Here is a 21,855-nt window from a genome sequence, read left to right as displayed (position 1 = left end):
TCCACCCGAATCTAGCCTGACGTAACGCCATGTCTGATAACGACTCTTTGCAACAGATTGCGCATCTGCGCCGCGAATATACCAAAGGTGGCCTGCGCCGCCGCGATCTTACCGATAAGCCGCTCGATCTCTTTGAACGCTGGCTCGGCCAGGCCTGTGAAGCAAAGCTCGCCGACCCTACAGCGATGGTGGTTGCGACGGTCGATGAGCATGGACAGCCGTATCAGCGTATCGTGCTGCTTAAACATTTCGACGAACGCGGCCTGGTGTTCTATACCAATCTTGGCTCGCGCAAAGCGCAGCATCTGGAAAACAACCCGCGCATCAGCCTGCATTTTCCCTGGCATATGCTGGATCGCCAGGTGATGGTGCAGGGCACCGCAGAGCGGCTATCGACGCTTGAAGTGATGAAATACTTCCACAGCCGCCCGCGCGACAGCCAGATTGGCGCGTGGGTATCTAAGCAGTCCAGCCGTATTTCCGCCCGCGGCATACTCGAAAGCAAATTCCTCGAACTGAAACAAAAATTCCAGCAGGGCGATATCCCGCTGCCCAGCTTCTGGGGCGGCTACCGCGTTTCCATTACGCAGATGGAATTCTGGCAGGGCGGCGAACATCGCCTGCACGATCGCTTTTTATACCAGCGTGAAGCGGATGCCTGGAAAATAAACCGTCTCGCTCCATAACGCCCGGGATTTATTGCGTTAAGCGCTGGCACTCCGTGGGCTGGCGCTTTATTCTATGTCCCCTCAAGAAATTAACTTCTTTCGCCACAGGGCGAAAAGCCGTGTACCGGCAAAGGTGCAGTCGTAAATACATGGAGAATTTGATGGCAAGCATCAATCTGATAAAACAATTGCAAGAGCGGGGCCTGGTGGCTCAGGTAACGGATGAGGACGCGTTAGCGCAGCGCCTGGCGCAAGGGCCAATCGCGCTCTATTGCGGCTTCGATCCTACCGCTGACAGCTTGCACTTGGGCCATCTGGTTCCACTGCTGTGTCTGAAACGTTTCCAGGAAGCCGGCCACAAGCCTGTGGCTCTGGTGGGTGGCGCAACGGGTCTGATTGGCGATCCGAGCTTTAAAGCCGTTGAGCGCAAACTCAATACCGAAGATACGGTTCACGAGTGGGTAGAAAAAATCCGCCGCCAGGTCGCGCCTTTCCTCGATTTTGACTGCGGTGAAAACTCGGCCATCGCGGCCAACAACTACGACTGGTTCGGCGGCATGAACGTGCTGACTTTCCTGCGAGATATCGGCAAGCACTTCTCCGTTAACCAGATGATTAACAAAGAAGCGGTAAAACAGCGCCTGAACCGCGACGACGTGGGCATCTCCTTTACCGAGTTCTCCTACAACCTGCTGCAGGGCTACGACTTTGCGTGCCTGAACAAACTGCACGGCGTGGTGCTGCAAATCGGCGGCTCCGACCAGTGGGGCAACATTACCTCCGGTATCGACCTGACTCGCCGTCTGCACCAGCAGCAGGCGTTTGGCCTGACCGTTCCGCTGATCACCAAATCCGACGGCACCAAGTTCGGCAAAACCGAAGGCGGCGCGGTGTGGCTTGATCCGAAGAAAACCAGCCCTTACAAATTCTATCAGTTCTGGATCAACACCGCCGATGCGGACGTCTACCGCTTCCTGAAGTTCTTCACCTTCATGAGCCTTGAAGAGATCAATGCGCTGGAAGAAGAAGACAAAAACAGCGGCTCCGCCCCTCGCGCGCAGTACGTGCTGGCTGAGCAGGTGACTCGTCTGGTACACGGCGAAGAGGGTCTGGTCGCCGCTAAACGTATTACCAGCAGCCTGTTTAACGGCAACCTGAGCGATCTGACCGAGGCCGACTTTGCGCAGCTGGCGCAGGACGGCGTGCCGATGGTTGAGCTGGATCGCGGCGCAGACCTGCAGCAGGCGCTGGTCGATTCCGAACTACAGCCGTCACGCGGGCAGGCCCGGAAAACCATCGCGCAGAACGCTATCACCATCAACGGTGAAAAGCAGGCCGACCCGGAATACACCTTTGCCGACAGCGACGTTCTCTTCGGTCGCTACACCTTGCTGCGTCGGGGTAAGAAAAATTACTGCCTCGTCTGCTGGAAGTAATTAAGAAAGACCGGAAGGGCGCTGGACTGCAATCCACGCCCTTTATTTTTGCCACCAACACAACAAGCTGTCGATCCGGATTAGAAATGAAAAATATCCTCGCCATCCAGTCTCATGTGGTATTCGGTCACGCGGGCAACAGCGCCGCCGAATTCCCGATGCGCCGGCTGGGCGCCAACGTCTGGCCGTTGAATACGGTGCAGTTTTCCAATCACACCCAGTACGGGAAATGGACCGGCAGCGTGATGCCTGCCAGCCACCTCAGTGATATCGTGCAGGGGATTGCGGATATCGGCCAGCTTCAGCGCTGTGACGCGGTGCTGAGCGGCTATCTGGGCTCAGCCGAGCAGGGCGAGCATATTCTTTCTGTTGTTCGCCAGGTGAAGGCGGCAAATCCGAACGCGAAGTATTTCTGCGATCCCGTAATGGGCCACCCGGAAAAAGGCTGCATCGTGGCGCCGGGCGTGGCAGAGTTCCATACGCGCAGCGCGTTGCCCGCAAGCGACATTATTGCGCCCAACCTGCTGGAGCTTGAGATCCTGAGCGGCCATGCCGTCAACTCGGTTGAAGAAGCGGTAAGCACCGCGCGTGAGCTTATCGCCCTGGGGCCGCAAATCGTGCTGGTGAAGCATCTGGCGCGGGCGGGCTATCAGCAGGATCGTTTCGAAATGCTGCTGGTGACGGCGGATGAAGCCTGGCATATCCATCGCCCGCTGGTGGACTTCGGCGAGCGCCAGCCGGTCGGCGTGGGCGACGTCACCAGCGGCCTGCTGCTGGTTAAACTGTTACAGGGCGCCACGCTGCGCGAAGCGCTGGAGCACGTTACCGCCGCGGTTTATGACGTAATGGTGGTTACTAAAAAAATGGCAGAGTACGAGCTTCAGCTGGTGGCCGCGCAGGACGGCATTGCGAAGCCGGAGCACTATTTTACAGCGGTCAAACTATAAAAATAACGCCCTCATCACGAGGGCGTTTTCAGGTTAAATCCCTTCCGCAGCCAGCGCCGCTTCGACAGCCGGACGCGCCTTCATGCGCTCCATAAACGCCTCGATATTGCTCAGGCCGCTCATCTCAAGCTTCACGCCATACGCCCAGCGCAGCACGGTAAACAGATAGGCGTCCGCCACGCTAAAACGCAGCCCCATCAGCCACTGTTTGTCATTCAGCTCTTCGTTTACGTACCGCAGTTTTTTCTCCAGCACTTTGCGGGTCAGCGTCTTGAACTCATCCGGCGTCGCCGGGTTGAACAGCGGGCTAAAGCCCTTATGCAGCTCGGTGGCGATGTAGTTCAGCCATTCCAGCGTGTGGTAGCGCGTCATGCTGCCGGCAGGTGCAAGGAGCTGGCGATCGGGAACCTTGTCTGCCAGAAACTGCACGATGGCGACGCCTTCGGTCAGCAGCGAACCGTCATCCAGCACCAGCGCCGGGACCTGGCCTTTGGCGTTAACCTCAAGGTAATCATCCCCCGCTTCAGTTTTCTTACTCGCTAAATCGACTTTGACCAGCGAGAAGTCAATGCCTGTTTCGCGCAGGATAATATGAGGGGAAAGGGAACAGGCACCAGCTTTATAATACAGTTTCATTACTAAACTCCTGTGGGCGCTAAGGAACCTTATGTTAGTCCGCATACAGGCAAAAAAAAAGCCGTTAAGCATAAAGCCAACGGCTGAAAATCAAAAGTTTCCCGCTACATCATGCGGTGGCGGTTTCCGTGACGGTTTCGTTTTCGTCGCTGAGCGTCATGCGGTTCAGCTTTGGCGCGATGGCAAACATCAGCGCGGCGATAACTGCGGTAGCAATACCAATCTGCATGAAGACATGACCGTACACCACCAGAGACTGCAGCGGATCGGTCACGTTCTCCGGCACGGCCATCAGGTTCGCCACTTTACCGGCGATGATAGCGGCGCCGGCGGTAGTCAGGAACCAGCTGCCCATGATAAAGCCCATCAGGCGCTGCGGCACCAGCTGAGCCACCATTGCCAGACCCAGACCGGAAATCATCAGCTCGCCGATACTCTGCAACGCGTAGCTCAGGATCAGCCAGCTTACGGAGACGATACCCGCATCAGAGGCAAATTTCGCCCCGACGGGCAGCACGAGGAACGCAAGAGAGCACAGCGCCATGCCGATAGCGAACTTGTGCGGCATCGGCAGACGGTCGCCCATCTTGTTATAGATAGCGGCCAGAATCGGGCTACCAACCATGATCCAGAACGGGTTCAGCGCCTGGAACTGCTCCGGCTGGAACGTGATGCCCAGGATCGCATGTTCAACGTTACGGATAGCGAAGAAGTTCAGGGAAGTCGGCATCTGGCTGTAGAGCACGAAGAACACGATAGCCTGCACCATCAGCACGAAAGCGACAATCATCTTACGGCGCGCGGTGCCTTTCATCGCAGCGGCTTCTTTAGCGAAGATAATCACGATACCCAGCGCAACCAGGCCCAGTACCATGCGTGCGATACCCTGATTATGCAGCAGCCAGGTAGCGATAACGGCCAGCACCACGATGCCCGCAATAGTCGCAATCAGCTTACCGAAGTGAACCGGTTCGAAGTCAGGTTTGGAGCCGTAGTCTTTAACCCACTTCTTACAGAACATGAAGTTCACAAGCGTAATCAGCATGCCCACAAAGCTCAGTGAGAAAGCGACGCTCCAGCCAAACTTCGCGGCGAGCCACGGCGTGGCCAGCATGGAGAAGAAGGAGCCGATATTGATGGACATGTAGTACATGGTAAAGGCGCCATCAAGACGCGGGTCATCTTTCTCATAGCAGGTAGAAAGCAGGGCAGACGGGTTAGCCTTAAACAGGCCGTTACCGACGGCGATAGTCGCCATGCCCATATAGACGAGAGCGGCATCGTGTCCGGAGTACGCGACAAGCGCATAGCCGATAGCCAGTACGATAGTACCGAGCATAATGACACGTTTGGTGCCGAGCACTTTATCGCCCAGCCAGCCGCCGATAGCCACAAGGCCATATACCAGGGCGCTGAACGATGAGAACAGCGTGATGGAGTCCGCTTCGGACATCCCAAGCATCTTGACCAGGTAGACGGCCATGATGCCTTGCAGGCCGTAGTAACCAAAACGCTCCCACAGCTCGATGGAAAAGATCAGATAGAACGATTTCGGTTGTTTGAAAGCGTTCAGGCTGACGCTTTCTGCTGGTTTATTGTTTGCAGTCGACACATATACCTCTTTTTTTACATCCCACTTTAACAGGAGTTTTATAAGCGTGATGTCCGATGACATTCACTTTATTTTTATTAAGGGAGGGGGAAACGGCGGGTAATGTTCACTATCTGGCAGCATCAGGCAAGGGGTTTGCAATACTCTGTTACATATATCCTTCATGGAATAATGCGCGGGAGTATGAATTGTTATTCAGCGTTAAATTTCAATAATCTCGTCTTTACCGAGCAAATGTTTTTAACTACAGGCAAAATTATCGCTATCAGTGATATGCCCTGCTGTTAAGGCGATATCCCAGTGATATGAACCAGCTATTGATAAACATCCAGTCTAATCTATTGGCTAAGATCCGCTATAAATAACGATCGCCGTGGTTTATCGATAATAAACCGGGCAAAAATTAACATCATGTTATCAAAGTGATCTCTGTCACATATTTATAGAAAATTCTTATCGTAAAAAAATGATTAACCTGGTGAGTCGGTTAATAACCGCATGATGTTGTCGCTCTGAGCGCCATTAGCGGAACAAATAGTTGTTTTCAGGTGTGTTTACGACAGGTGAAGAAAACGGGGAGTGATAACCCGTCGGTTACCCGACGGGAAGGCGGGGATCAAAAGTCGGTTTTATCTTTGTATTCGCACAGATCTTCAATGATGCATGAGCCACAGCGCGGCTTGCGGGCGACGCAGGTATAACGGCCGTGCAAAATCAACCAGTGATGACAGTCAACTTTAAATGCTGCCGGAACAACGCTAAGCAGTTTTTCTTCCACCTGCTCGACGTTTTTGCCTGGCGCAAAGTTTGTGCGGTTACAGACGCGGAAAATATGGGTATCCACGGCGATGGTTGGCCATCCGAATGCGGTATTCAGCACCACGTTGGCGGTTTTACGGCCGACGCCGGGAAGCGCTTCCAGCGCCGCACGATCTTCCGGAACCTCGCCGTGGTGAAGCTCCAGCAGCATGCGGCAGGTTTTAATCACGTTTTCCGCTTTGCTGTTAAACAGGCCGATGGTTTTGATGTAGGCCTTCACGCCTTCCACCCCCAGGTCGAGCATCGCCTGCGGCGTGTTGGCCACGGGATAGAGCTTCGCCGTAGCCTTATTGACGCTTACATCCGTTGCCTGCGCGGAAAGCAGCACGGCGATCAACAGCTCGAAGGGGGAGCTGAACTGCAGTTCAGTGGTGGGATGGGGATTGTCATCGCGCAGACGCGCGAGGATTTCCAGCCGCTTTGCTTTATTCATTATGCTTCCTTATACCTGCTCTGCATTTCCTTTCACGGCCACGCTCCTGGCAGCGCGACGAGCCTTCATCTTTTCATCGATAAGATATTTTACCGCCAGCATCAGGCCGAGGCCTATAAAGGCGCCCGGCGGCAACATAGCCAGCAGGAAAGGCGTGTCCGTGTGGAAAACCTCTATGCGCAGCACTTTTGCCCAGCTGCCGAGCAGACTGTCCGCGCCATCAAACAGCGTGCCGTTACCGATAATTTCACGCAGGGAGCCCAGCACGAACATCGCGCTGGTAGCGCCCAGGCCGATGGCAAAGCCGTCCAGAGCGGCCAGCGGCACGCTGCTCCTGGCGGCAAAAGCCTCCGCGCGCCCAATCACAATACAGTTAGTAACAATCAGCGGGATAAAAATGCCAAGCGACTGATACAGCCCAAACGCGTAGGCGTTGATAAGCATCTGCACGGCGCTGACCACCGAGGCGATAATCATCACGTAGATAGGGATGCGAATTTCTGAAGGCACCCAGCGGCGCAGAGCAGAAACGGCAACGTTGGTTAAGGTGAGCACCAGCGTGGTTGCCAGGCCCAGACCCAGAGCATTGGTCGCCGTAGAGGTAACGGCAAGCAGCGGGCAAAGCCCCAGCAGCTGAACGAGGGCCGAGTTATTCTTCCACAGGCCCTGCACCAGAATATCTTTTACATCGCTCATGGTTGCGCTCCGCAGGATGATAATTGTGCCAGACGCGGCGGTAGCGTTGTTGCGAAAAGTCCCGCGCGCCTGACCGCGTTGACCACCGCACGCGGCGTAATGGTCGCGCCGGTAAACTGATCGAACTGCCCGCCGTCTTTCTTCACCGCCCAGGCAGCGTCATCCTTACCCTGAATGGTTTTGCCGGAGAAGTGGGTGATCCAGTCGCTCAGGCGGAGCTCGATTTTATCGCCAAGGCCCGGCGTCTCATGATGCTCAGTGACGCGGGCACCCAGCATTTTTCCGCTGAAATCCGCGCCAACCAGCAGCTGGATAGCTCCGGAATAGCCGTCGGGAGCGGTCGCTTCCATCACTACGGCAACCGGCTCGTCGCCCTTGCGTGCAACGTACATATGACGCTCGCCCGCGCCCAGTTGCGGATCGCTGACAAGAACGCAGCTCTGCTGAATATCGTTGTCGTACATATCGGCAGGCAAAACCTGATCGAACAATAATTTTTGCTGCAGCGCGGCCTGGCGGTCGATAGTCGGTTTCGTCAGCTCGTTGACTACCGCGGTCAGGCCGGTTGCCAGAGCGGCGAAAATAGCCAGCGTAACGCCATGTTTTTGCATTGTTTTCAGCATGACTATTCCTTAACGATGGCCGTAAACGCGCGGACGGGTGTAGTAATCAATCAGCGGCACGGTAATATTCGCCAGCAGCACCGCGAACGCCACCCCGTCCGGGTAGCCGCCCCAGGTACGAATCAGCCACACCAGCAAGCCTGCCAGCGCGCCAAAAAGCAGCCGACCGCGATTCGTTGTCGAGGCGGTAACCGGATCGGTAAGAATAAAGAACGCGCCGAACATCGTCGCGCCTGAGAAAAGGTGAACGGCAGGCGAAACGCACAGCTCCGGTGAAAGTAGCCAGCCGAGAGTCGCACAGGCCGTCAGCGTCAGCAGGAAACTGACCGGAATATGCCAGCGGATAGTGCCGCGCCATAGCAGAAACAGGCCGCCCGCCATAAAGGCCACGTTAATCCACTGCCAGCCAAGCCCGGCCAGCACGCCGCTATAAATTGGGCTATTGAGCAAATCTGCAGCCGAATGGCCCGCGCGAATGCCTGTTTTGAAGGTATCGAGCGGCGTTGCCTGGCTTATTCCGTCCACCCCGATGCGCAGCTGCGTCATGGTATCGCCCATCGCGGTGCTGCCGGTGAAGATAACATGCAGAACGTCAGAGAGGCTCGGGATGGTCGCGGCGATAGACTGCGGCGGCAGCCACGCCGTCATCTGCACAGGAAAGGCGATCAGCAGGACAACGTAGCCTACCATTGCCGGATTAAACGGGTTGTGGCCCAGCCCGCCGTAAAGCTGCTTTGCGATAATCACCGCAAAAACTGTCCCGAGAATGACCATCCACCACGGCGCGAGAGGAGGAATACTCATCCCCAGCAGCAGACCGGTCAGCGCGGCAGAATTATCCCCGAGCGTCAGACGCAGCGACTGTTTACGCAGCTTTACCACCACAGCTTCGGCAGCAACCGCGCTGAGAATGCCAAGCGCAATCTGCATCAGGCTGCCCCAGCCAAACCAGAAGCACAGCGCCGCGATGCCCGGCAAGGCGGCACAGCAAACCTGCAGCATGATCCTGGCGGTGCTGCGCTGGTTGTGGGTATAAGGAGAGCTTGCGATTTTAAAAACCATTTATTCCTCTGGCACCATCTGCTGAGCGGCTTTACGTGCCTGTACGCGGGCGATGGCCGCAGCGACAGCCGCTTTTTTTGGGTCTTGTTGTTCTGTGGAAGCGGCCTCGTTGGCTTTTTCCTGTTGGGCTAACTTACGCGCCTTGGCGCGGGCAATAGCGGCCTCGACGGCAGCTTTGCGTGGATCAACCGGCTCGGCAGGCGTAGCTTCTTCGGCAGGCGCACTGGTTGCCTGCGCCGCCTTACGCGCTTTAACGCGAGCGATAGCAGCCTCGACGGCGGCTTTGCGCGGATCAACCGGCTCGGCAGGCGTAGCTTCTTCGGCAGGCGCACTGTTCGCCTGCGCCGCCTTGCGCGCCTTAGCACGGGCGATAGCAGCCTCGACGGCGGCCTTGCGCGGATCAACCGGCTCGGCAGGCGTAGCTTCTTCGGCAGGCGCACTGGTTGCCTGCGCCGCCTTGCGCGCCTTGGCGCGGGCGATAGCGGCCTCGACGGCGGCCTTGCGCGGATCAACCGGCTCGGCTGGCGCCGCTTCTTCGGCAGGCTCACTGTTTGCCTGCGCAGCCTTGCGCGCCTTGGCACGGGCGATAGCGGCCTCGACGGCGGCTTTGCGCGGATCAACCGGCTCGGCTGGCGCCGCTTCTTCGGCAGGCTCACTGTTTGCCTGCGCCACCTTGCGTCCCTTGGCGCGGGCAATAGCGGCCTCGACGGCAGCTTTGCGTGGATCAACCGGTTCGGCTGATCCAGCTTCTTCGGCAGCTTTTGCCTGCTGCGCTTTTTCAGCCTGTTTCGCGCGCGCCTGGGCTTTGCGGGCTTCGCGTGCGGCGGCCATCTCGCTGTTATCCGGCTTGCTTCCGGCCTGGACAATAACAGGCTCGCTGCCGTCGGCTTTCTTGCTCTTCACGCGGGCAAGCGCGGCCTGAATCGCATCGTTATCTTTGGACGTAGGCTGAACCGCCGCCTGTTTATGACGCTCAAGGCGCGCCGCTTTTTCACGTTCAAGCCGGGCCTGGCGCGCCTCAAAGCGTGCTTTAGCTTCTGCCGTACGTTTCGCTTCCAGCGCAATTTCGCGGATCTCGGCTTTTTCCTGGCGGAAATACTGCACCAGCGGAATATTGCTTGGGCAAACGTAAGCGCAGGCGCCGCACTCTATGCAGTCTTTAAGATTGTGCGCGGTGGCTTTGTCGTGCTGCTGACCTTTGCTGAACCAGTACAGCTGCTGCGGCAGCAGATCCGCAGGGCAGGCGTCCGCGCAGGCGCTACAGCGGATGCAGCTTTGCTCTTCCTGCGCTTCGCCCATTTCATTTGCCGAAGGGGCCAGCAGGCAGTTGGTGATTTTTACCACCGGCACGTCAAGCCAGGGCAGGCTAAAGCCCATCAGCGGGCCGCCCATAATGACCTGCTGGTCATGGGCCGGACGGAACCCGGCGAAATCTAACAGATGACGAACCGGAGTACCCAGACGCGCCCAGACGTTGCCCGGCCGGGCAACTGCTTCACCCGTTAAGGTCATCACGCGCTCGGTCAGCGGCTCGCCGTCAATAACGGCGCGTTTTACCGCATAGGCCGTACCGACGTTCTGCATCAGTACGCCGATATCCGATGAGCGTCCGCCGTGCGGAACCTGTTTTCCCGTGAGGAGCTGCGTAAGCTGCTTTGCGCCGCCAGAGGGATATTTGGTTGGGACCACGCGTAGCTGAATGTCGCAGGCATCGGCCAGCACCGCGCGCAGCATGGAAATCGCCTGCGGCTTGTTATCTTCAATACCGATTAATACACGCTGCGGCTGCAGAATATGGGCAAGAATGCGGATGCCTTCCACAATCTGCGCCGCGCACTCCTGCATCAGGCGATCGTCCGCTGTGATGTACGGTTCGCATTCTGCGGCGTTAATAATCAGCGTATCGATCTTATCGCCGCCGCCCAGCAATTTATTCCCGGTTGGAAAACCTGCGCCGCCCAGGCCCGCCACGCCGAACTGGTGAATGCGTTCGATTAACGCCTCGCGGCTACGGCTGCGGTAATCAGCCCAGCCGTCCCGGTCAATCCAGGCGTCTTTACCGTCGGCGTCGATAATGACGCTCAGTTCCGCAAGCGCAGAAGGGTGCGCCGTTGAGTGCGGGGCGATTGCCGTAACGGTGCCTGAGGTTGGCGCATGAACCGGCAGCATTCTGCCGCGTCCTTTGGTCAGCGGCTGGCCGCGCAGTACGGCGTCGCCCGCTTTCACGCACAGCTCGCCCTCAGCGCCGATATGCTGCTTAAGAGGAAGAACAAGCTGCGCAGGTAAGGGAACCAGGCGCAGCGGCGTGCCGCTGGACTGGCTTTTCATCTCCGGCGGATGAATGCCGCCGTCGAAATCCCAGATTCTGTCTTTATTAAAGCGTCTGAAGAAGTTAAGCATGTTGCTCCACCGGAATATTACGTACCGGAATGGTCTGGAGATCCCATTTCCAGCTCTCAGTGGTGGCGGCGACCGGAACAAGATCGATGCAGCTTGTCGGGCAGGGGTCCACACACAGATTGCAGCCGGTGCAAAGGTCGCTCATTACCGTGTGCATGGCACGCGTTGCGCCCACGATGGCATCGACAGGGCAGGCCTGGATGCATTTCGTGCAGCCGATGCAGTTGGCTTCGTCAATCACCGCCAGCATGCGCACGGGAGCGAGCGCCGCCTCATCGCCTTCGATAGGCTGTGGATCGACGTTCAGCAGGGTGGCAATTTTTTGCATCACCGCTTCGCCGCCGGGGGCGCAGAGATTTATTTTTGCGCCGTTATTTCCCACCGCCTCGGCATACGGACGGCAGCCGGGATAACCGCACTGCCCGCACTGGCTCTGCGGCAGCACTTCTTCGATTTTCTCGACAATCGGATCTTCTTCAACGGCGAACCGGCGCGAGGCGTACCCCAGGATCAGACCAAAGGCCAGTCCCATCAGGGTAAGCGCAATAACAGCAATCCATACGGTACTCATCAGAACTTCACCAGCCCGCTGAAGCCCATAAACGCCAGAGACATCAAACCGGCGGTAATCAGGGCGATCGCATTGCCTTTAAACGGGGCCGGCACGTCGGAGACGGCAAGACGTTCACGAATTGCTGCGAACAGCACCATCACCAGCGAAAAACCAATCGCCGCGGAGAAGCCATACAACGCCGACTGCAGAAAATTATGGCCGAGATTGATGTTCAGCAGCGCCACGCCCAGCACCGCGCAGTTGGTGGTGATAAGCGGTAAAAATATCCCTAATAAGCGATAGAGCGCAGGGCTGGTTTTTCTGACCACCATTTCGGTGAACTGCACCACGACGGCGATAACCAGAATAAAAGCAAGGGTGCGCAGATAGACCAGATCCAAAGGGATAAGGATCAGGTCATTAATAACCCAGGCGCAGATGGAGGCCAGCGTTAATACAAAAGTGGTCGCCAGCCCCATGCCGATAGCCGTCTCCAGTTTTTTGGAAACGCCCATAAACGGACACAGCCCCAGAAACTTCACCAGCACGAAGTTATTGACCAGCACCGTACCAACAAAGAGCAGCAAATAATCTGTCATTTTCTAACCTGAAACGAAAAAAGCCGTCCATTATCGGCGAAAAAATAAGCGACGACAACAGGATATTTAAGGATGATTACGGATTAATAAAAGTTTGCTTCACGCGCTGCGAACGTCTGAAGTAAGGCGCCAGCAGGGAAGCTGCAAGCAGCGGGAATAAAAGCTGGCGCAGGGCGAGCTCGTCGCTGACCGGGGAGAAAGCAAAGGCTTTCAGGGCCAGCAGCACCGAAATCAGCAGCCAGAGAATATAGTGGCGGACAACTTTTTTGCGGCGTTTGAAAAACGCCAGGGTCAGCCAGACGGTATAACCCCACATGGCGATGGCGCAGGCCACCGAGAAGTACCAGAAGAGCACCATATTGTGCCCCTGCGCATTCATTAAGCGATGGCTTTCAGGAGAGATCAGCATCATTAAATAGATGGCCAGCGCGATGGAGCTGCTGAGCAAAGTCAGCAGCAGCCAGGCGAGAGGGGCGATAAGCCAGCCTGCAATACGCGGCGCTTGCGTGATAGTCATGTAGCCTCCCGAATGCAAAATAACCAAATGCGTTTCTTATGTGTGACATAAGGCGGGTGGATTATAAGACTTTTTACGCGTAATGCTACCCGCAAGCGGTTACACAACGTAACGCCAGAGGGTTTTCTTTAGTGCGTTTAGCGATCGTCCGCTTGTGCGGGACAGAAAAATAGATCGGGCGACGGTACGCCGCCCGATTTAAAGGGTTATTTATCGCTTTTCACCGCGGCTGGCGATCAGCTCCTGATACCAGAAGAAACTTTTCTTACGTTTGCGCGCAAGCCCGTTTTGATGGTCAACGTAAACAAAGCCGTACTGCTTCTGGTAGCCGTTGAGCCAGCTGAGCAAATCGATAAACGACCAGGGGTAGTAGCCCCGCACGTCAGCGCCCTGCTGCATGGCGGCCTCAACGGCATCGATATGTATTTTTAGATAGTCGATGCGCGGGTCGTCAACGATTTCGCCGTCGATAACAGGATCTTTGGCGCCAAGACCATTTTCGGTGATATACAGCGGAATATCGCCATAGCGCGCTTTGATCTGCAAAATTCCCTCGGTTAACCCCTGCGGATATATTTCCCAGTCCCAGTCGGTATAAACCCCGTCGGGGTTACGCACAAATTTAAATAAATCTTTAAACCCAAACTCATGGCCGCTATTACGCTCGCCGCTGTGATTGGCCTGTAAATGCGTTTGCTGCTTATTTGCGGCAACGGTTTCGCGTTTGTAATAGTTAAGCCCGATAAAGTCGCAGATATTTTCCTTAAGTAACTGCTCATCGCCTGCGGCAAAGCGCGGCACGTTCCACAGCGCCTGAGTTTTGGCTAACAGCTCAGCAGGGTATTCGCCTTTTAGTACGGGATCGTAAAGCCAGTGGGTCCAGATCCCATCGGCCAGCGCTGCGGCCTGCCTGTCTTCCGGGGAGTCCGTTAACGGCGTATGGGTTTGTAAGACATTCACAAAGCCGATTGTCCCGGCAATCTGGCTTGCGCGAAACGCTTTCACCGCCGCGGCATGCGCAACAAATACGTGGTGGCAGGCCTGAATGGCACGGGCGGGATCGCGCACCGAAGGCGGGTGGCTACCGGTAATATAACCGTGACCAATGAATACCACGGTTTCGTTAAACGTTGACCAGAGCTTCACGCGGTCGCCAAAACGGGCATAGCACAGGCGGGCGTAGTCAACGAAGGCCTCGGCGGTGGCTCTGTTTTCCCAGCCGCCTTCATCCTGTAAAGCCTGCGGCAGATCCCAGTGGTAAAGGGTGATCATGGGTTCAATATTGTTTTCTACCAGGCAATCTATTAACTCGCTGTAGAACTTCACCCCGGCTTCGTTGACTTCACCGCGTCCCTGCGGGAACAGGCGTGGCCAGGAGAGAGAAAATCGGTAGCTCTGCAAACCCTGCTCGGCCATTAAAGCAACGTCTTCACGGAAGCGGTGATAGTGATCGACGGCGACATCGCCGTTGGTGCCCTGATAAGTAGTGCCGGGCTGATGGGCAAAGCTATCCCAGATTGACGGGCCTTTGCCATCGGCATCGTGACCGCCCTCAACCTGATACGCCGCGGTTGCAGCGCCCCAAAGAAAGTGTTGCGGAAAAGCTGACATGACTACGCTCCTTGAGTTGACTCGACCCGGGCAGTGTAGGCAAGCCCAGCGAAGGGCTGCAACCGGTTTCCGAAACCGGTTTCATATTTGCGAAGTGAATCACTTTTGCGCACTTAGCGGCGGCGGCTGGCAAGTATTCCGCCGGCAGCCAGCAAGTAAGCTACCTGTTGTTACACTGTAGGGGATGGTGTCAAATGGGAGCGTCCATAAAAGTGAGGAATACAAATGAGTGATAATATTCGTGTCGGACTAATCGGTTACGGTTATGCCAGTAAAACTTTCCATGCGCCGCTCATCGTTGGCACGCCGGGGATGGAGCTTGCGGCGGTATCCAGCAGCGACGAAGCTAAAGTCCATGCGGACTGGCCGAACATGCCCGTTGTTTCCGACCCGCACCATCTGTTTAACGATCCTGATATCGATCTCATTGTGGTGCCTACCCCCAATGATACCCACTTCCCGCTGGCGAGAGCTGCGCTGGAGGCGGGCAAACATGTGGTGGTCGATAAGCCCTTCACCGTGACGTTGTCACAGGCACGCGAACTGGATGCGCTGGCGAAAAGCCGCGGCCTGCTGCTGTCCGTCTTCCATAACCGCCGCTGGGACAGCGATTTCCTGACGCTGAAAACCTTGCTTGCTGACGGCACGCTGGGGGAAGTCGCCTATTTCGAATCGCATTTCGATCGCTTTCGTCCGCAGGTGCGTAACCGCTGGCGGGAGCAGGCGGGCGTTGGCAGCGGCATCTGGTACGATCTCGGGCCGCATCTTATCGACCAGGCCATAAATCTTTTCGGCCTGCCGGTGAGTTTAACCGTCGATCTGGCCCAGCTTCGTCCGGGCGCTCAGGCAACGGACTATTTCCACGCCGTGCTGGCCTACCCGCAACGCCGAGTCGTGCTGCACGGCTCGCTGCTGGCTGCTGCTGAATCTGCGCGTTATATCGTGCACGGCACCCGCGGCAGCTACATTAAATATGGCCTTGATCCGCAGGAGGATCGTCTGAAATCAGGCGAGCGTCTGCCGCAGGAGGACTGGGGCTACGATATGCGTGACGGCGTGCTGACCCTGGCGCAGGGCGAGGTGATGGCGGAACAGACGCTGCTGACCGTTCCGGGCAATTACCCGGCTTACTACGCCGCGATTCGCGATGCGTTGACGGGCCACGGTGAAAACCCGGTGCCGGCCGCGCAGGCGATTCAGGTAATGGAGCTGATTGAGCTGGGCATTGAGTCGGCGAAAAAGCGCGCGACGCTGAATCTGGCTTAACCGGCCTGGCCCTCGTCCGGCTAAGACGAGGGTCAGATTTTAACGCAGGTTGTTAAAATTACAGATAAACGTCAGTCACGCTTATTGCTGTCGGCCAGAGGCGGGCGCCTTCAGCGGCCAGGGCGCAATGTTTATTATCAACCTGCATCACGCCCGCAGCGGCGGAAGCCAGGCGCTTCGATCCCCTGACGTACCGCCATCCCAAACCATCTCCGCTCCGGCGTTATTTCCGCTAACAGAATTGTTTTGCGGCGTATTACGCGAGCCGCCGCCATCTCCATTGCGGGCGGAAAGAGAAATGGCAAGCAGTATATTCACCGCAGCAGCGCTGAGGTGGTCCGGGTTATTTGTGGGCATACTCATACGCCACTGAATAAACATCCGCATGGCGTGGTAATGAGTGTGAGCAACTTTTCCTTAGCTACCAGAAAATAATTTTTTTGTCATAGGATAATGTGGAATGCGCTCATGCAGATAAAGATGGTGATTTAATTTTCTGTCCGGTATTTTTAATGTTTTAATTTCAATAGTATAAAGATATTTCCCTGCGTTTAAAGGGGTTTTGTTTTAATTCAGCCTGAATTTATAAATAATGAATCATGAAGCTGTTTAATTGAGGTTATTTTTAAAGCGAATCGCTGGCCGTTAACAGTGACTCATTCCAGCTTAAATTAAAGGCGATTGAAAAACAGGCGATAACATAACTAAACGTAATTGCAACGGCTCTTTAAACGGCTAAATCCGGCTCGCAAGTTATAAAAAATTAATGCAAAGTAGAGAAAAGAAATCGTATTAAAAAGCAAGGATATGGAATGGGCTGGCTGCAGCGTCTGAAAATCGATAATTTTTTACTGGTGATGATCGCCGTGGTGGTGGTGGCCTCGCTGTTTCCCTGTGAAGGAATAGTCAAAACGGGTTTTGAATATCTGACCACGGCTGCCATTGCGCTGCTGTTTTTCATGCACGGCGCAAAGCTTTCCCGCGCGGCGATTGTGGCCGGGATGGGGCACTGGAAACTTCATCTGGTGGTGTTCCTCAGCACCTTTGTACTCTTTCCTCTGCTTGGCCTGGCAATGGGCTTCCTGACGCCGGCTATTCTCAACCAGCCGCTGTACATGGGCTTCCTTTATCTCTGCGCGCTGCCGGCGACGGTGCAGTCGGCTATTGCCTTCACCTCCGTTGCCGGCGGTAACGTGGCGGCGGCGGTTTGCAGCGCCTCGGCATCCAGTATCCTGGGCATTTTCCTGTCGCCGGTGCTGGTTGGCGCCCTGATGAATACTCAGGAAGGGACGACGGATACGCTGCATGCGATTGGCAAAATCATCATGCAGCTGATGGTGCCCTTTATCATCGGCCATCTGTCGCGCCCGCTGATAAGCCGCTGGGTGGAGAAACATAAAAAGCTCGTCAACCTGACGGATCGCTCTTCTATTCTGCTGGTGGTATATGTGGCGTTCAGCGAAGCGGTGGTCGAGGGCATCTGGCATCAGGTTAACGGCATCGCCCTGTTAGCCATTCTGGGGTGTTCGGTAGTGCTGCTGGCGATTGTGCTGGTGGTGAATACCTGGGCGGCAAGGCTGCTGGGTTTTAATACCGCCGATGAAATCACCATCGTTTTCTGCGGCTCGAAGAAGAGCCTCGCCAACGGCGTGCCGATGGCAAACGTTCTGTTTCCTGCGAGCGCCGTGGGGATGATGGTGCTGCCGCTGATGATTTTCCACCAGATCCAGCTTATGGTCTGTGCGGTGCTGGCGCAGCGCTATGCGCGCAAAGCGGCAAAGGAAAAACGGCAGCCTGAGTCAGCTTCCTGACCAGCCGCCGTGGGTGGGTTAAGCGGCGCGTACTTTAGCGAGTAGCGCCTGCTTTTCAGCCTCGCTCAGAAAGGCAATTTTTAAACCATTCTCCTGGGCGGTACGAATCTGTGCCGGGCTCAGACCCGCACGCGGCGCCGCAACGGTATATTCATGCACGATGTCGATACCCTGAACCGCCGGGTCGTCGGTATTAATCGTTGCCAGCACGCCGCGATCGAGGAATTTGATCAGCGGATGCTTGTCCAGCGACGGCACGGTGCTGGTCTGAATGTTGGAGGTCAGGCAGGATTCGATACCGATGCCTTGCTCGGCCAGGAAGTCCATCAGGGCAGGATCTTCAGTCGCCTTGACGCCGTGGCCGATACGCTCGGCGCCCAGCTCGCGAATGGCCTGCCAGATGCTTTCCGGTCCGGCCGCTTCGCCCGCGTGCACGGTGATATGCCAGCCTGCATCGCGCGCGCGATTAAAATGGCTCAGGAACAGGCTGCCGGGGAAACCGAGCTCGTCGCCAGCCAGATCCAGGGCGGTAATATGGTCGCGGTGGGCGAGCAGGGCTTCCAGCTCAGCCTGACAGGCGGCTTCGCCGAAGGTGCGGCTCATAATGCCAATCAGACGAGCCTCGACGCCAAAATCACGACAGCCTTCACGCACGCCTTCGATAACGGCTTCTACGACGCCCGCAACCGGCAGGTTGTGGGCCATTGCCATATAACCCGGTGAGAAACGCAGCTCGACATAATGCAGGCCGTTACGGGCGGCATCTTCAATATTTTCCCAGGCTACGCGGCGGCAGGCGTCAAGAGTGGCAAGCATCTTCACGCCCCAGTCCAGCTTCGACAGGAAGCTCACCAGATCCGGCGCGGACTCAACAACCTGCACGTGCGGGATTAAATCCTCAATGGAAGCTGCCGGAAGCGGCAAATTATACTGGCGGCCCAGATCGAGAATGGTTTGTGCACGAATATTGCCATCAAGGTGGCGGTGCAAATCGGTTAACGGCAGGGTGGTATCAATCATGGTCGCACTCTTTTTTTGCTTCAAGTGCGTAACAGTATAAAAACATTCACCGGCAAATTGCTATCTGCCGGCAATAATAAGTTGCGCAAATGAAAGGGAATCTGCCTCCCCGAATCTTATTGCAGCGATTTAATGGCGGCGATCAAACGTTTTACGCCTTCTTCCAGCTTCGCTCGCGGGCATCCGGCGTTGAGGCGGATAAAGCCTTTTCCCTCTTCACCGTAGGTATATCCCGGCATGATGGCGACTTTTTGCTGCTCAATCAGCGCCTTTTGCAGCCTCCGATCGTCCATGCCAAGCGGGCGGAGATCGATCCACGCCAGATAGGTTGCCTGCGGCGGCTGCCAGTTAAGTTGCGCAAACTCGCTGTTCAGCGTATCGGCGACGTACTCAAGGTTGCTCTGGAGATAAGCGCGCAGGGCATCAAGCCACGGCTCTCCTTCCCGATAGGCGGCAATATGCGCAACCAGCGCCAGCACCGCAGGAGAGGAAAGCCCGTCCTGGCCTTTCAGGACGTTCAGATAGTCCTGTCGGTCGCGTTCATCGCTAATCAGGCCGTACGCGCCGGTTAGCGCGGGAATATTGAAGCTCTTTGAAGCCGAGGTAACCAGCGCCCAGGCGCCTTTGCCCACCTCGCACCAGGGCGTGTGCTGGCGGCCTTCCCAGACCATATCCATATGAATTTCATCGCTGATTACGCGCACGTTATGGCGTTCACACAGCTTCGCCATGATTTCCAGCTCTTCGCGCGTCCAGACCTTGCCCGTCGGATTTTGCGGACTGCACAGCAGCATGATTTTACATTCTGGTTTGGCAAGCTGGCCTTCAAGGGCGGCCATGTCGCACGTCCAGCCTGCGGCGGAATTATACAGCGGCGCGCTGAATACCTGGCGCTTATTGCCTGCAATCGCTTTATAAAATGCGTCATAGGCGGGGGTATGGATAAGCACCGCGTCGCCCGGTTCTGACCACTGGCGTATCAGCTGTGAAACTATATAAATAACGGACGGGCCGTAAACCAGGCTTTCGGCATCGATAGCGCTGTTAAAGCGTTGCTGATACCAGTGCGCCACGGCGCCGATGAAATCGTCATTTTTCCAGCGGCTGTAGCCGAGCACGCCGTGGGCCAGACGTTGATGCAGCGCCGAGAGAATAGCCGGGGCGGTCGGAAAATCCATATCGGAGATGGTAAAGGGAAGCAAATCCGCCGCGCCAAAACGATCTGCCACATAATCCCACTGGGTGCACCACGTGCCGTGGCGATCGACCGGAACAGAAAAATCGAACATAGAACCTCACAGCAAAAGGGCGCTGCTGCGCCCTTGAGACAATCAACAAAATATTATTGCGCTTAAAGGGGCGTTAATCCTGACGAATAAAAGTCGGAAATTATATTAGCCGGTTTATGCCTGCGCCGTGCTCATCAGGCTTGCCATCTCATCCTTAACCGACTGCACCTGCGGCCCGATAACCACCTGCAGGTTGTGCTGATTTAGCTGCACCACGCCGATGGCGCGGAGGTTTTTCAGCGCGGCGCTGTCAACCAGCGACATATCTTTCACCGTCATCCGCAGGCGGGTAATGCAGTTGTCCAGCGTGACGACGTTTTCTGCCCCGCCAAGCGCTGTCAGCATCGCCGGAACATTGTAGCCGGATTTGCCCACCTGGCCTGCCAGCGCTTTTTCTGCGCTGCTGGTGGTGTCGATATCGCGACCCGGCGTTTTGATGTTAAAGCGGGTAATGGCGAAGCGGAAGATACCGTAATAAACCGCGAACCACGCCGCCGCCACAACCGGCACCATGTACCATTTGGTCGACAGGCCGTGCAGGATACCGAATACCACGAAGTCGATAACGTTCCCGTCGGTGTTGCCGATAGTCACGCCCAGCACCGCCATCATGGTAAAGCCAAGCCCGGTCAGCAGGGCGTGAATGAGATAGAGCACCGGGGCCACGAACAGGAACAGGAACTCCAGCGGTTCTGTGGTGCCGCCAACCACGCAGGCAATGACGCCGGAAATCAGCAGGCCTTTAATTTTATGGCGGTTTTCAGGGCGCGCGCAGTGATACATCGCCAGTGCAGCACCGGGCAGGCCGCCCAGGAAGGCAGGCATTTTGCCCTGCGACAGGAAACGGGTCGCGCTTTCAGAGAAGCCGTGTACCGTTGGGCAGCTTAGCTGCGCCTGGAAGATAGTCAGCGCGCCGCTGACGCTATGGCCGCACACCGCCATCGTGCCGCCCGCTTCGGTAAAGCGGATCAGCGCCACCAGAATGTGTTGCAGGCCAAAGGGCAGCAGCAGACGTTCGCCGGTGCCGAAAATCATCGGGCCAAAAATGCCGGCGCTGTTAATCAGGTTACCAATGCCGGTGATGCCAGCCGCGAATACCGGCCAGATCAGCGGAATAACCAGACCGACCAGGCCCATCACAACGGTGGTGATAATCGGCACAAAGCGGGTGCCGCCGAAGAAGGCCAGCGCGTCCGGCAGGCGGATATTGTGGAAGCGCTTATGCAGCATCGCCACGATCACACCGGCGATAACGGCGCCAAGAATGCCGGTATCGATAGACTGAATGCCCAGCACGTTCTGAACGTTGTTCGCTTTCAGCAGCGCGGCATCGGTAGTTGGCAGAATGCCTTTGGCCGTCAGCCAGAAGTTAACCCCGAGGTTCATCACCACGTAACCGACAAAACCGGCGAAGGCGGCAACGCCTTTATTCTCGCTTGCCAGACCCAGCGGAATGGCGATACAGAACATCACCGGCAGGAAGCTGAAGGCGAACGAGCCGACTTTGCTCATCCAGATAAAGATTGGCTGCAGCACCGGATTACCCAGCGCAGGCAGCAGGGTGATAACGTCATGGCTGCTTAACGAGCTGCCGATACCGAGCATGATGCCGCAGAACGACAGCAGCGCCACCGGTAGCATGAAGGTTTTACCGAGGTTTTGAAAAAACTCCCAAAGCGTAACTTTTTGTGATGTATTAGCCGCCATAACGACTCCTGTACCCTGATGAATAAAAAGAGTGAAGTACGAAACAAGCCGGATGATAAAACGTTTTACCAAAGTATATTGCGCGGTAGTTCACAGATTAAAAAGGTGACAAAGCGCTTAATATGCGCATAGGGATAAAACGTTTTATCT

20 protein-coding genes are annotated in these 21,855 nt (G+C 56.2%); 5 read left to right on the top strand and 15 right to left on the bottom strand.

Going from position 1 to position 21,855, the window contains the following annotated elements:
- Positions 1-29 precede the first annotated feature (29 nt).
- From pdxH to pdxY, 3 genes are all read left to right on the top strand, one after another.
- Positions 30-686, top strand: coding sequence for a pyridoxamine 5'-phosphate oxidase (gene pdxH / locus WLO31_RS10845; protein ID WP_435926614.1), 657 nt, complete (start codon positions 30-32; stop codon positions 684-686).
- Between the two features lie 143 nt (positions 687-829).
- Complete coding sequence (gene tyrS / locus WLO31_RS10840) at positions 830-2,104, top strand: tyrosine--tRNA ligase (RefSeq protein WP_435926613.1); 1,275 nt, start codon at positions 830-832, stop codon at positions 2,102-2,104.
- Between the two features lie 86 nt (positions 2,105-2,190).
- Positions 2,191-3,051 (top strand): pyridoxal kinase PdxY, encoded by an 861-nt coding sequence (pdxY, locus tag WLO31_RS10835; protein WP_435926612.1) that lies wholly within the window; start codon positions 2,191-2,193, stop codon positions 3,049-3,051.
- A 33-nt stretch (positions 3,052-3,084) separates the two neighbouring features.
- Here the strand turns inward: pdxY and gstA are convergent, their stop codons facing one another.
- The 11 genes from gstA to WLO31_RS10780 all read right to left on the bottom strand — a co-directional run bounded on the left by gstA (position 3,085) and on the right by WLO31_RS10780 (position 14,612).
- Positions 3,085-3,687, bottom strand: a complete 603-nt coding sequence (gene gstA, locus WLO31_RS10830; RefSeq protein WP_435926611.1) for a glutathione transferase GstA — start codon at positions 3,685-3,687, stop codon at positions 3,085-3,087.
- Positions 3,688-3,796: 109 nt separating this feature from the next.
- Entirely contained in the window at positions 3,797-5,299 is a 1,503-nt protein-coding gene (gene dtpA / locus WLO31_RS10825; RefSeq protein ID WP_435926610.1) for a dipeptide/tripeptide permease DtpA, read from the bottom strand.
- A 616-nt stretch (positions 5,300-5,915) separates the two neighbouring features.
- A complete protein-coding gene (nth, locus tag WLO31_RS10820) occupies positions 5,916-6,551 on the bottom strand; it encodes an endonuclease III (protein WP_435926609.1) in 636 nt (211 codons plus the stop codon).
- 9 nt (positions 6,552-6,560) lie between these two features.
- A complete protein-coding gene (locus WLO31_RS10815) occupies positions 6,561-7,247 on the bottom strand; it encodes an electron transport complex subunit E (protein ID WP_435926608.1) in 687 nt (228 codons plus the stop codon).
- Entirely contained in the window at positions 7,244-7,870 is a 627-nt protein-coding gene (gene rsxG, locus WLO31_RS10810; RefSeq protein ID WP_435926607.1) for an electron transport complex subunit RsxG, read from the bottom strand. Before rsxG ends, WLO31_RS10815 begins: the two co-directional genes overlap by 4 nt.
- 9 nt (positions 7,871-7,879) lie before the next feature.
- A complete protein-coding gene (gene rsxD / locus WLO31_RS10805) occupies positions 7,880-8,932 on the bottom strand; it encodes an electron transport complex subunit RsxD (protein ID WP_435926606.1) in 1,053 nt (350 codons plus the stop codon).
- Entirely contained in the window at positions 8,933-11,332 is a 2,400-nt protein-coding gene (gene rsxC, locus WLO31_RS10800) for an electron transport complex subunit RsxC (protein ID WP_435926605.1), read from the bottom strand.
- Positions 11,325-11,903 carry an electron transport complex subunit RsxB gene (rsxB, locus tag WLO31_RS10795; protein ID WP_435926604.1) on the bottom strand — a complete coding sequence of 193 codons (579 nt, stop codon included), beginning with the start codon at positions 11,901-11,903 and terminating at the stop codon, positions 11,325-11,327. Before rsxB ends, rsxC begins: the two co-directional genes overlap by 8 nt.
- Positions 11,903-12,484, bottom strand: coding sequence for an electron transport complex subunit RsxA (gene rsxA / locus WLO31_RS10790; RefSeq protein ID WP_435926603.1), 582 nt, complete (start codon positions 12,482-12,484; stop codon positions 11,903-11,905). The genes rsxB and rsxA overlap by 1 nt, the downstream gene beginning before the upstream one ends.
- Positions 12,485-12,560: 76 nt before the next feature.
- Positions 12,561-13,001, bottom strand: coding sequence for a DUF2569 domain-containing protein (locus WLO31_RS10785; protein WP_435926602.1), 441 nt, complete (start codon positions 12,999-13,001; stop codon positions 12,561-12,563).
- 210 nt (positions 13,002-13,211) lie between these two features.
- Positions 13,212-14,612, bottom strand: a complete 1,401-nt coding sequence (locus tag WLO31_RS10780) for a GH1 family beta-glucosidase (RefSeq protein ID WP_435926601.1) — start codon at positions 14,610-14,612, stop codon at positions 13,212-13,214.
- A gap of 225 nt (positions 14,613-14,837) precedes the next feature.
- Here WLO31_RS10780 and WLO31_RS10775 point away from each other — a divergent pair, with 225 nt between their 5' ends.
- A complete protein-coding gene (locus WLO31_RS10775) occupies positions 14,838-15,878 on the top strand; it encodes an oxidoreductase (protein WP_435926600.1) in 1,041 nt (346 codons plus the stop codon).
- 147 nt (positions 15,879-16,025) lie between these two features.
- On the opposite strand, the gene WLO31_RS10770 is transcribed toward WLO31_RS10775, so the two are convergent.
- Positions 16,026-16,235 (bottom strand): hypothetical protein, encoded by a 210-nt coding sequence (locus tag WLO31_RS10770; protein ID WP_435926599.1) that lies wholly within the window; start codon positions 16,233-16,235, stop codon positions 16,026-16,028.
- Positions 16,236-16,690: 455 nt separating this feature from the next.
- Here WLO31_RS10770 and WLO31_RS10765 point away from each other — a divergent pair, with 455 nt between their 5' ends.
- Entirely contained in the window at positions 16,691-17,689 is a 999-nt protein-coding gene (locus WLO31_RS10765; RefSeq protein ID WP_435926598.1) for a bile acid:sodium symporter family protein, read from the top strand.
- A gap of 18 nt (positions 17,690-17,707) precedes the next feature.
- Here WLO31_RS10765 and add read toward each other — a convergent pair whose 3' ends face one another.
- From add to malX, 3 genes are all read right to left on the bottom strand, one after another.
- A complete protein-coding gene (add, locus tag WLO31_RS10760; RefSeq protein ID WP_435926597.1) occupies positions 17,708-18,709 on the bottom strand; it encodes an adenosine deaminase in 1,002 nt (333 codons plus the stop codon).
- A 116-nt stretch (positions 18,710-18,825) separates the two neighbouring features.
- Positions 18,826-19,998, bottom strand: coding sequence for a MalY/PatB family protein (locus WLO31_RS10755; protein ID WP_435926596.1), 1,173 nt, complete (start codon positions 19,996-19,998; stop codon positions 18,826-18,828).
- A gap of 114 nt (positions 19,999-20,112) precedes the next feature.
- Positions 20,113-21,705 carry a maltose/glucose-specific PTS transporter subunit IIBC gene (gene malX, locus WLO31_RS10750; protein ID WP_435926595.1) on the bottom strand — a complete coding sequence of 531 codons (1,593 nt, stop codon included), beginning with the start codon at positions 21,703-21,705 and terminating at the stop codon, positions 20,113-20,115.
- Between the last annotated feature and the right edge of the window lie 150 nt (positions 21,706-21,855).

It is taken from the genome of Dryocola sharpae (assembly GCF_051307055.1).
Classification (GTDB): domain Bacteria; phylum Pseudomonadota; class Gammaproteobacteria; order Enterobacterales; family Enterobacteriaceae; genus Dryocola.
Note: the sequence above shows the minus strand (reverse complement) of the source record. Positions and strands in the feature narration are given on the sequence as shown.

Coding starts and splice junctions, on each gene's coding strand:
- WLO31_RS10785 (WP_435926602.1), bottom strand. CDS start 13,001: ATGACTATCACGCAAGCGCCGCGTATTGCAGGCTGGCTTATCGCCCCT.
- pdxH (WP_435926614.1), top strand. CDS start 30: ATGTCTGATAACGACTCTTTGCAACAGATTGCGCATCTGCGCCGCGAA.
- rsxD (WP_435926606.1), bottom strand. CDS start 8,932: ATGGTTTTTAAAATCGCAAGCTCTCCTTATACCCACAACCAGCGCAGC.
- rsxA (WP_435926603.1), bottom strand. CDS start 12,484: ATGACAGATTATTTGCTGCTCTTTGTTGGTACGGTGCTGGTCAATAAC.
- gstA (WP_435926611.1), bottom strand. CDS start 3,687: ATGAAACTGTATTATAAAGCTGGTGCCTGTTCCCTTTCCCCTCATATT.
- WLO31_RS10755 (WP_435926596.1), bottom strand. CDS start 19,998: ATGTTCGATTTTTCTGTTCCGGTCGATCGCCACGGCACGTGGTGCACC.
- nth (WP_435926609.1), bottom strand. CDS start 6,551: ATGAATAAAGCAAAGCGGCTGGAAATCCTCGCGCGTCTGCGCGATGAC.
- rsxG (WP_435926607.1), bottom strand. CDS start 7,870: ATGCTGAAAACAATGCAAAAACATGGCGTTACGCTGGCTATTTTCGCC.
- WLO31_RS10770 (WP_435926599.1), bottom strand. CDS start 16,235: ATGCCCACAAATAACCCGGACCACCTCAGCGCTGCTGCGGTGAATATA.
- pdxY (WP_435926612.1), top strand. CDS start 2,191: ATGAAAAATATCCTCGCCATCCAGTCTCATGTGGTATTCGGTCACGCG.
- WLO31_RS10775 (WP_435926600.1), top strand. CDS start 14,838: ATGAGTGATAATATTCGTGTCGGACTAATCGGTTACGGTTATGCCAGT.
- WLO31_RS10765 (WP_435926598.1), top strand. CDS start 16,691: ATGGGCTGGCTGCAGCGTCTGAAAATCGATAATTTTTTACTGGTGATG.
- WLO31_RS10780 (WP_435926601.1), bottom strand. CDS start 14,612: ATGTCAGCTTTTCCGCAACACTTTCTTTGGGGCGCTGCAACCGCGGCG.
- tyrS (WP_435926613.1), top strand. CDS start 830: ATGGCAAGCATCAATCTGATAAAACAATTGCAAGAGCGGGGCCTGGTG.
- rsxC (WP_435926605.1), bottom strand. CDS start 11,332: ATGCTTAACTTCTTCAGACGCTTTAATAAAGACAGAATCTGGGATTTC.
- rsxB (WP_435926604.1), bottom strand. CDS start 11,903: ATGAGTACCGTATGGATTGCTGTTATTGCGCTTACCCTGATGGGACTG.
- malX (WP_435926595.1), bottom strand. CDS start 21,705: ATGGCGGCTAATACATCACAAAAAGTTACGCTTTGGGAGTTTTTTCAA.
- WLO31_RS10815 (WP_435926608.1), bottom strand. CDS start 7,247: ATGAGCGATGTAAAAGATATTCTGGTGCAGGGCCTGTGGAAGAATAAC.
- add (WP_435926597.1), bottom strand. CDS start 18,709: ATGATTGATACCACCCTGCCGTTAACCGATTTGCACCGCCACCTTGAT.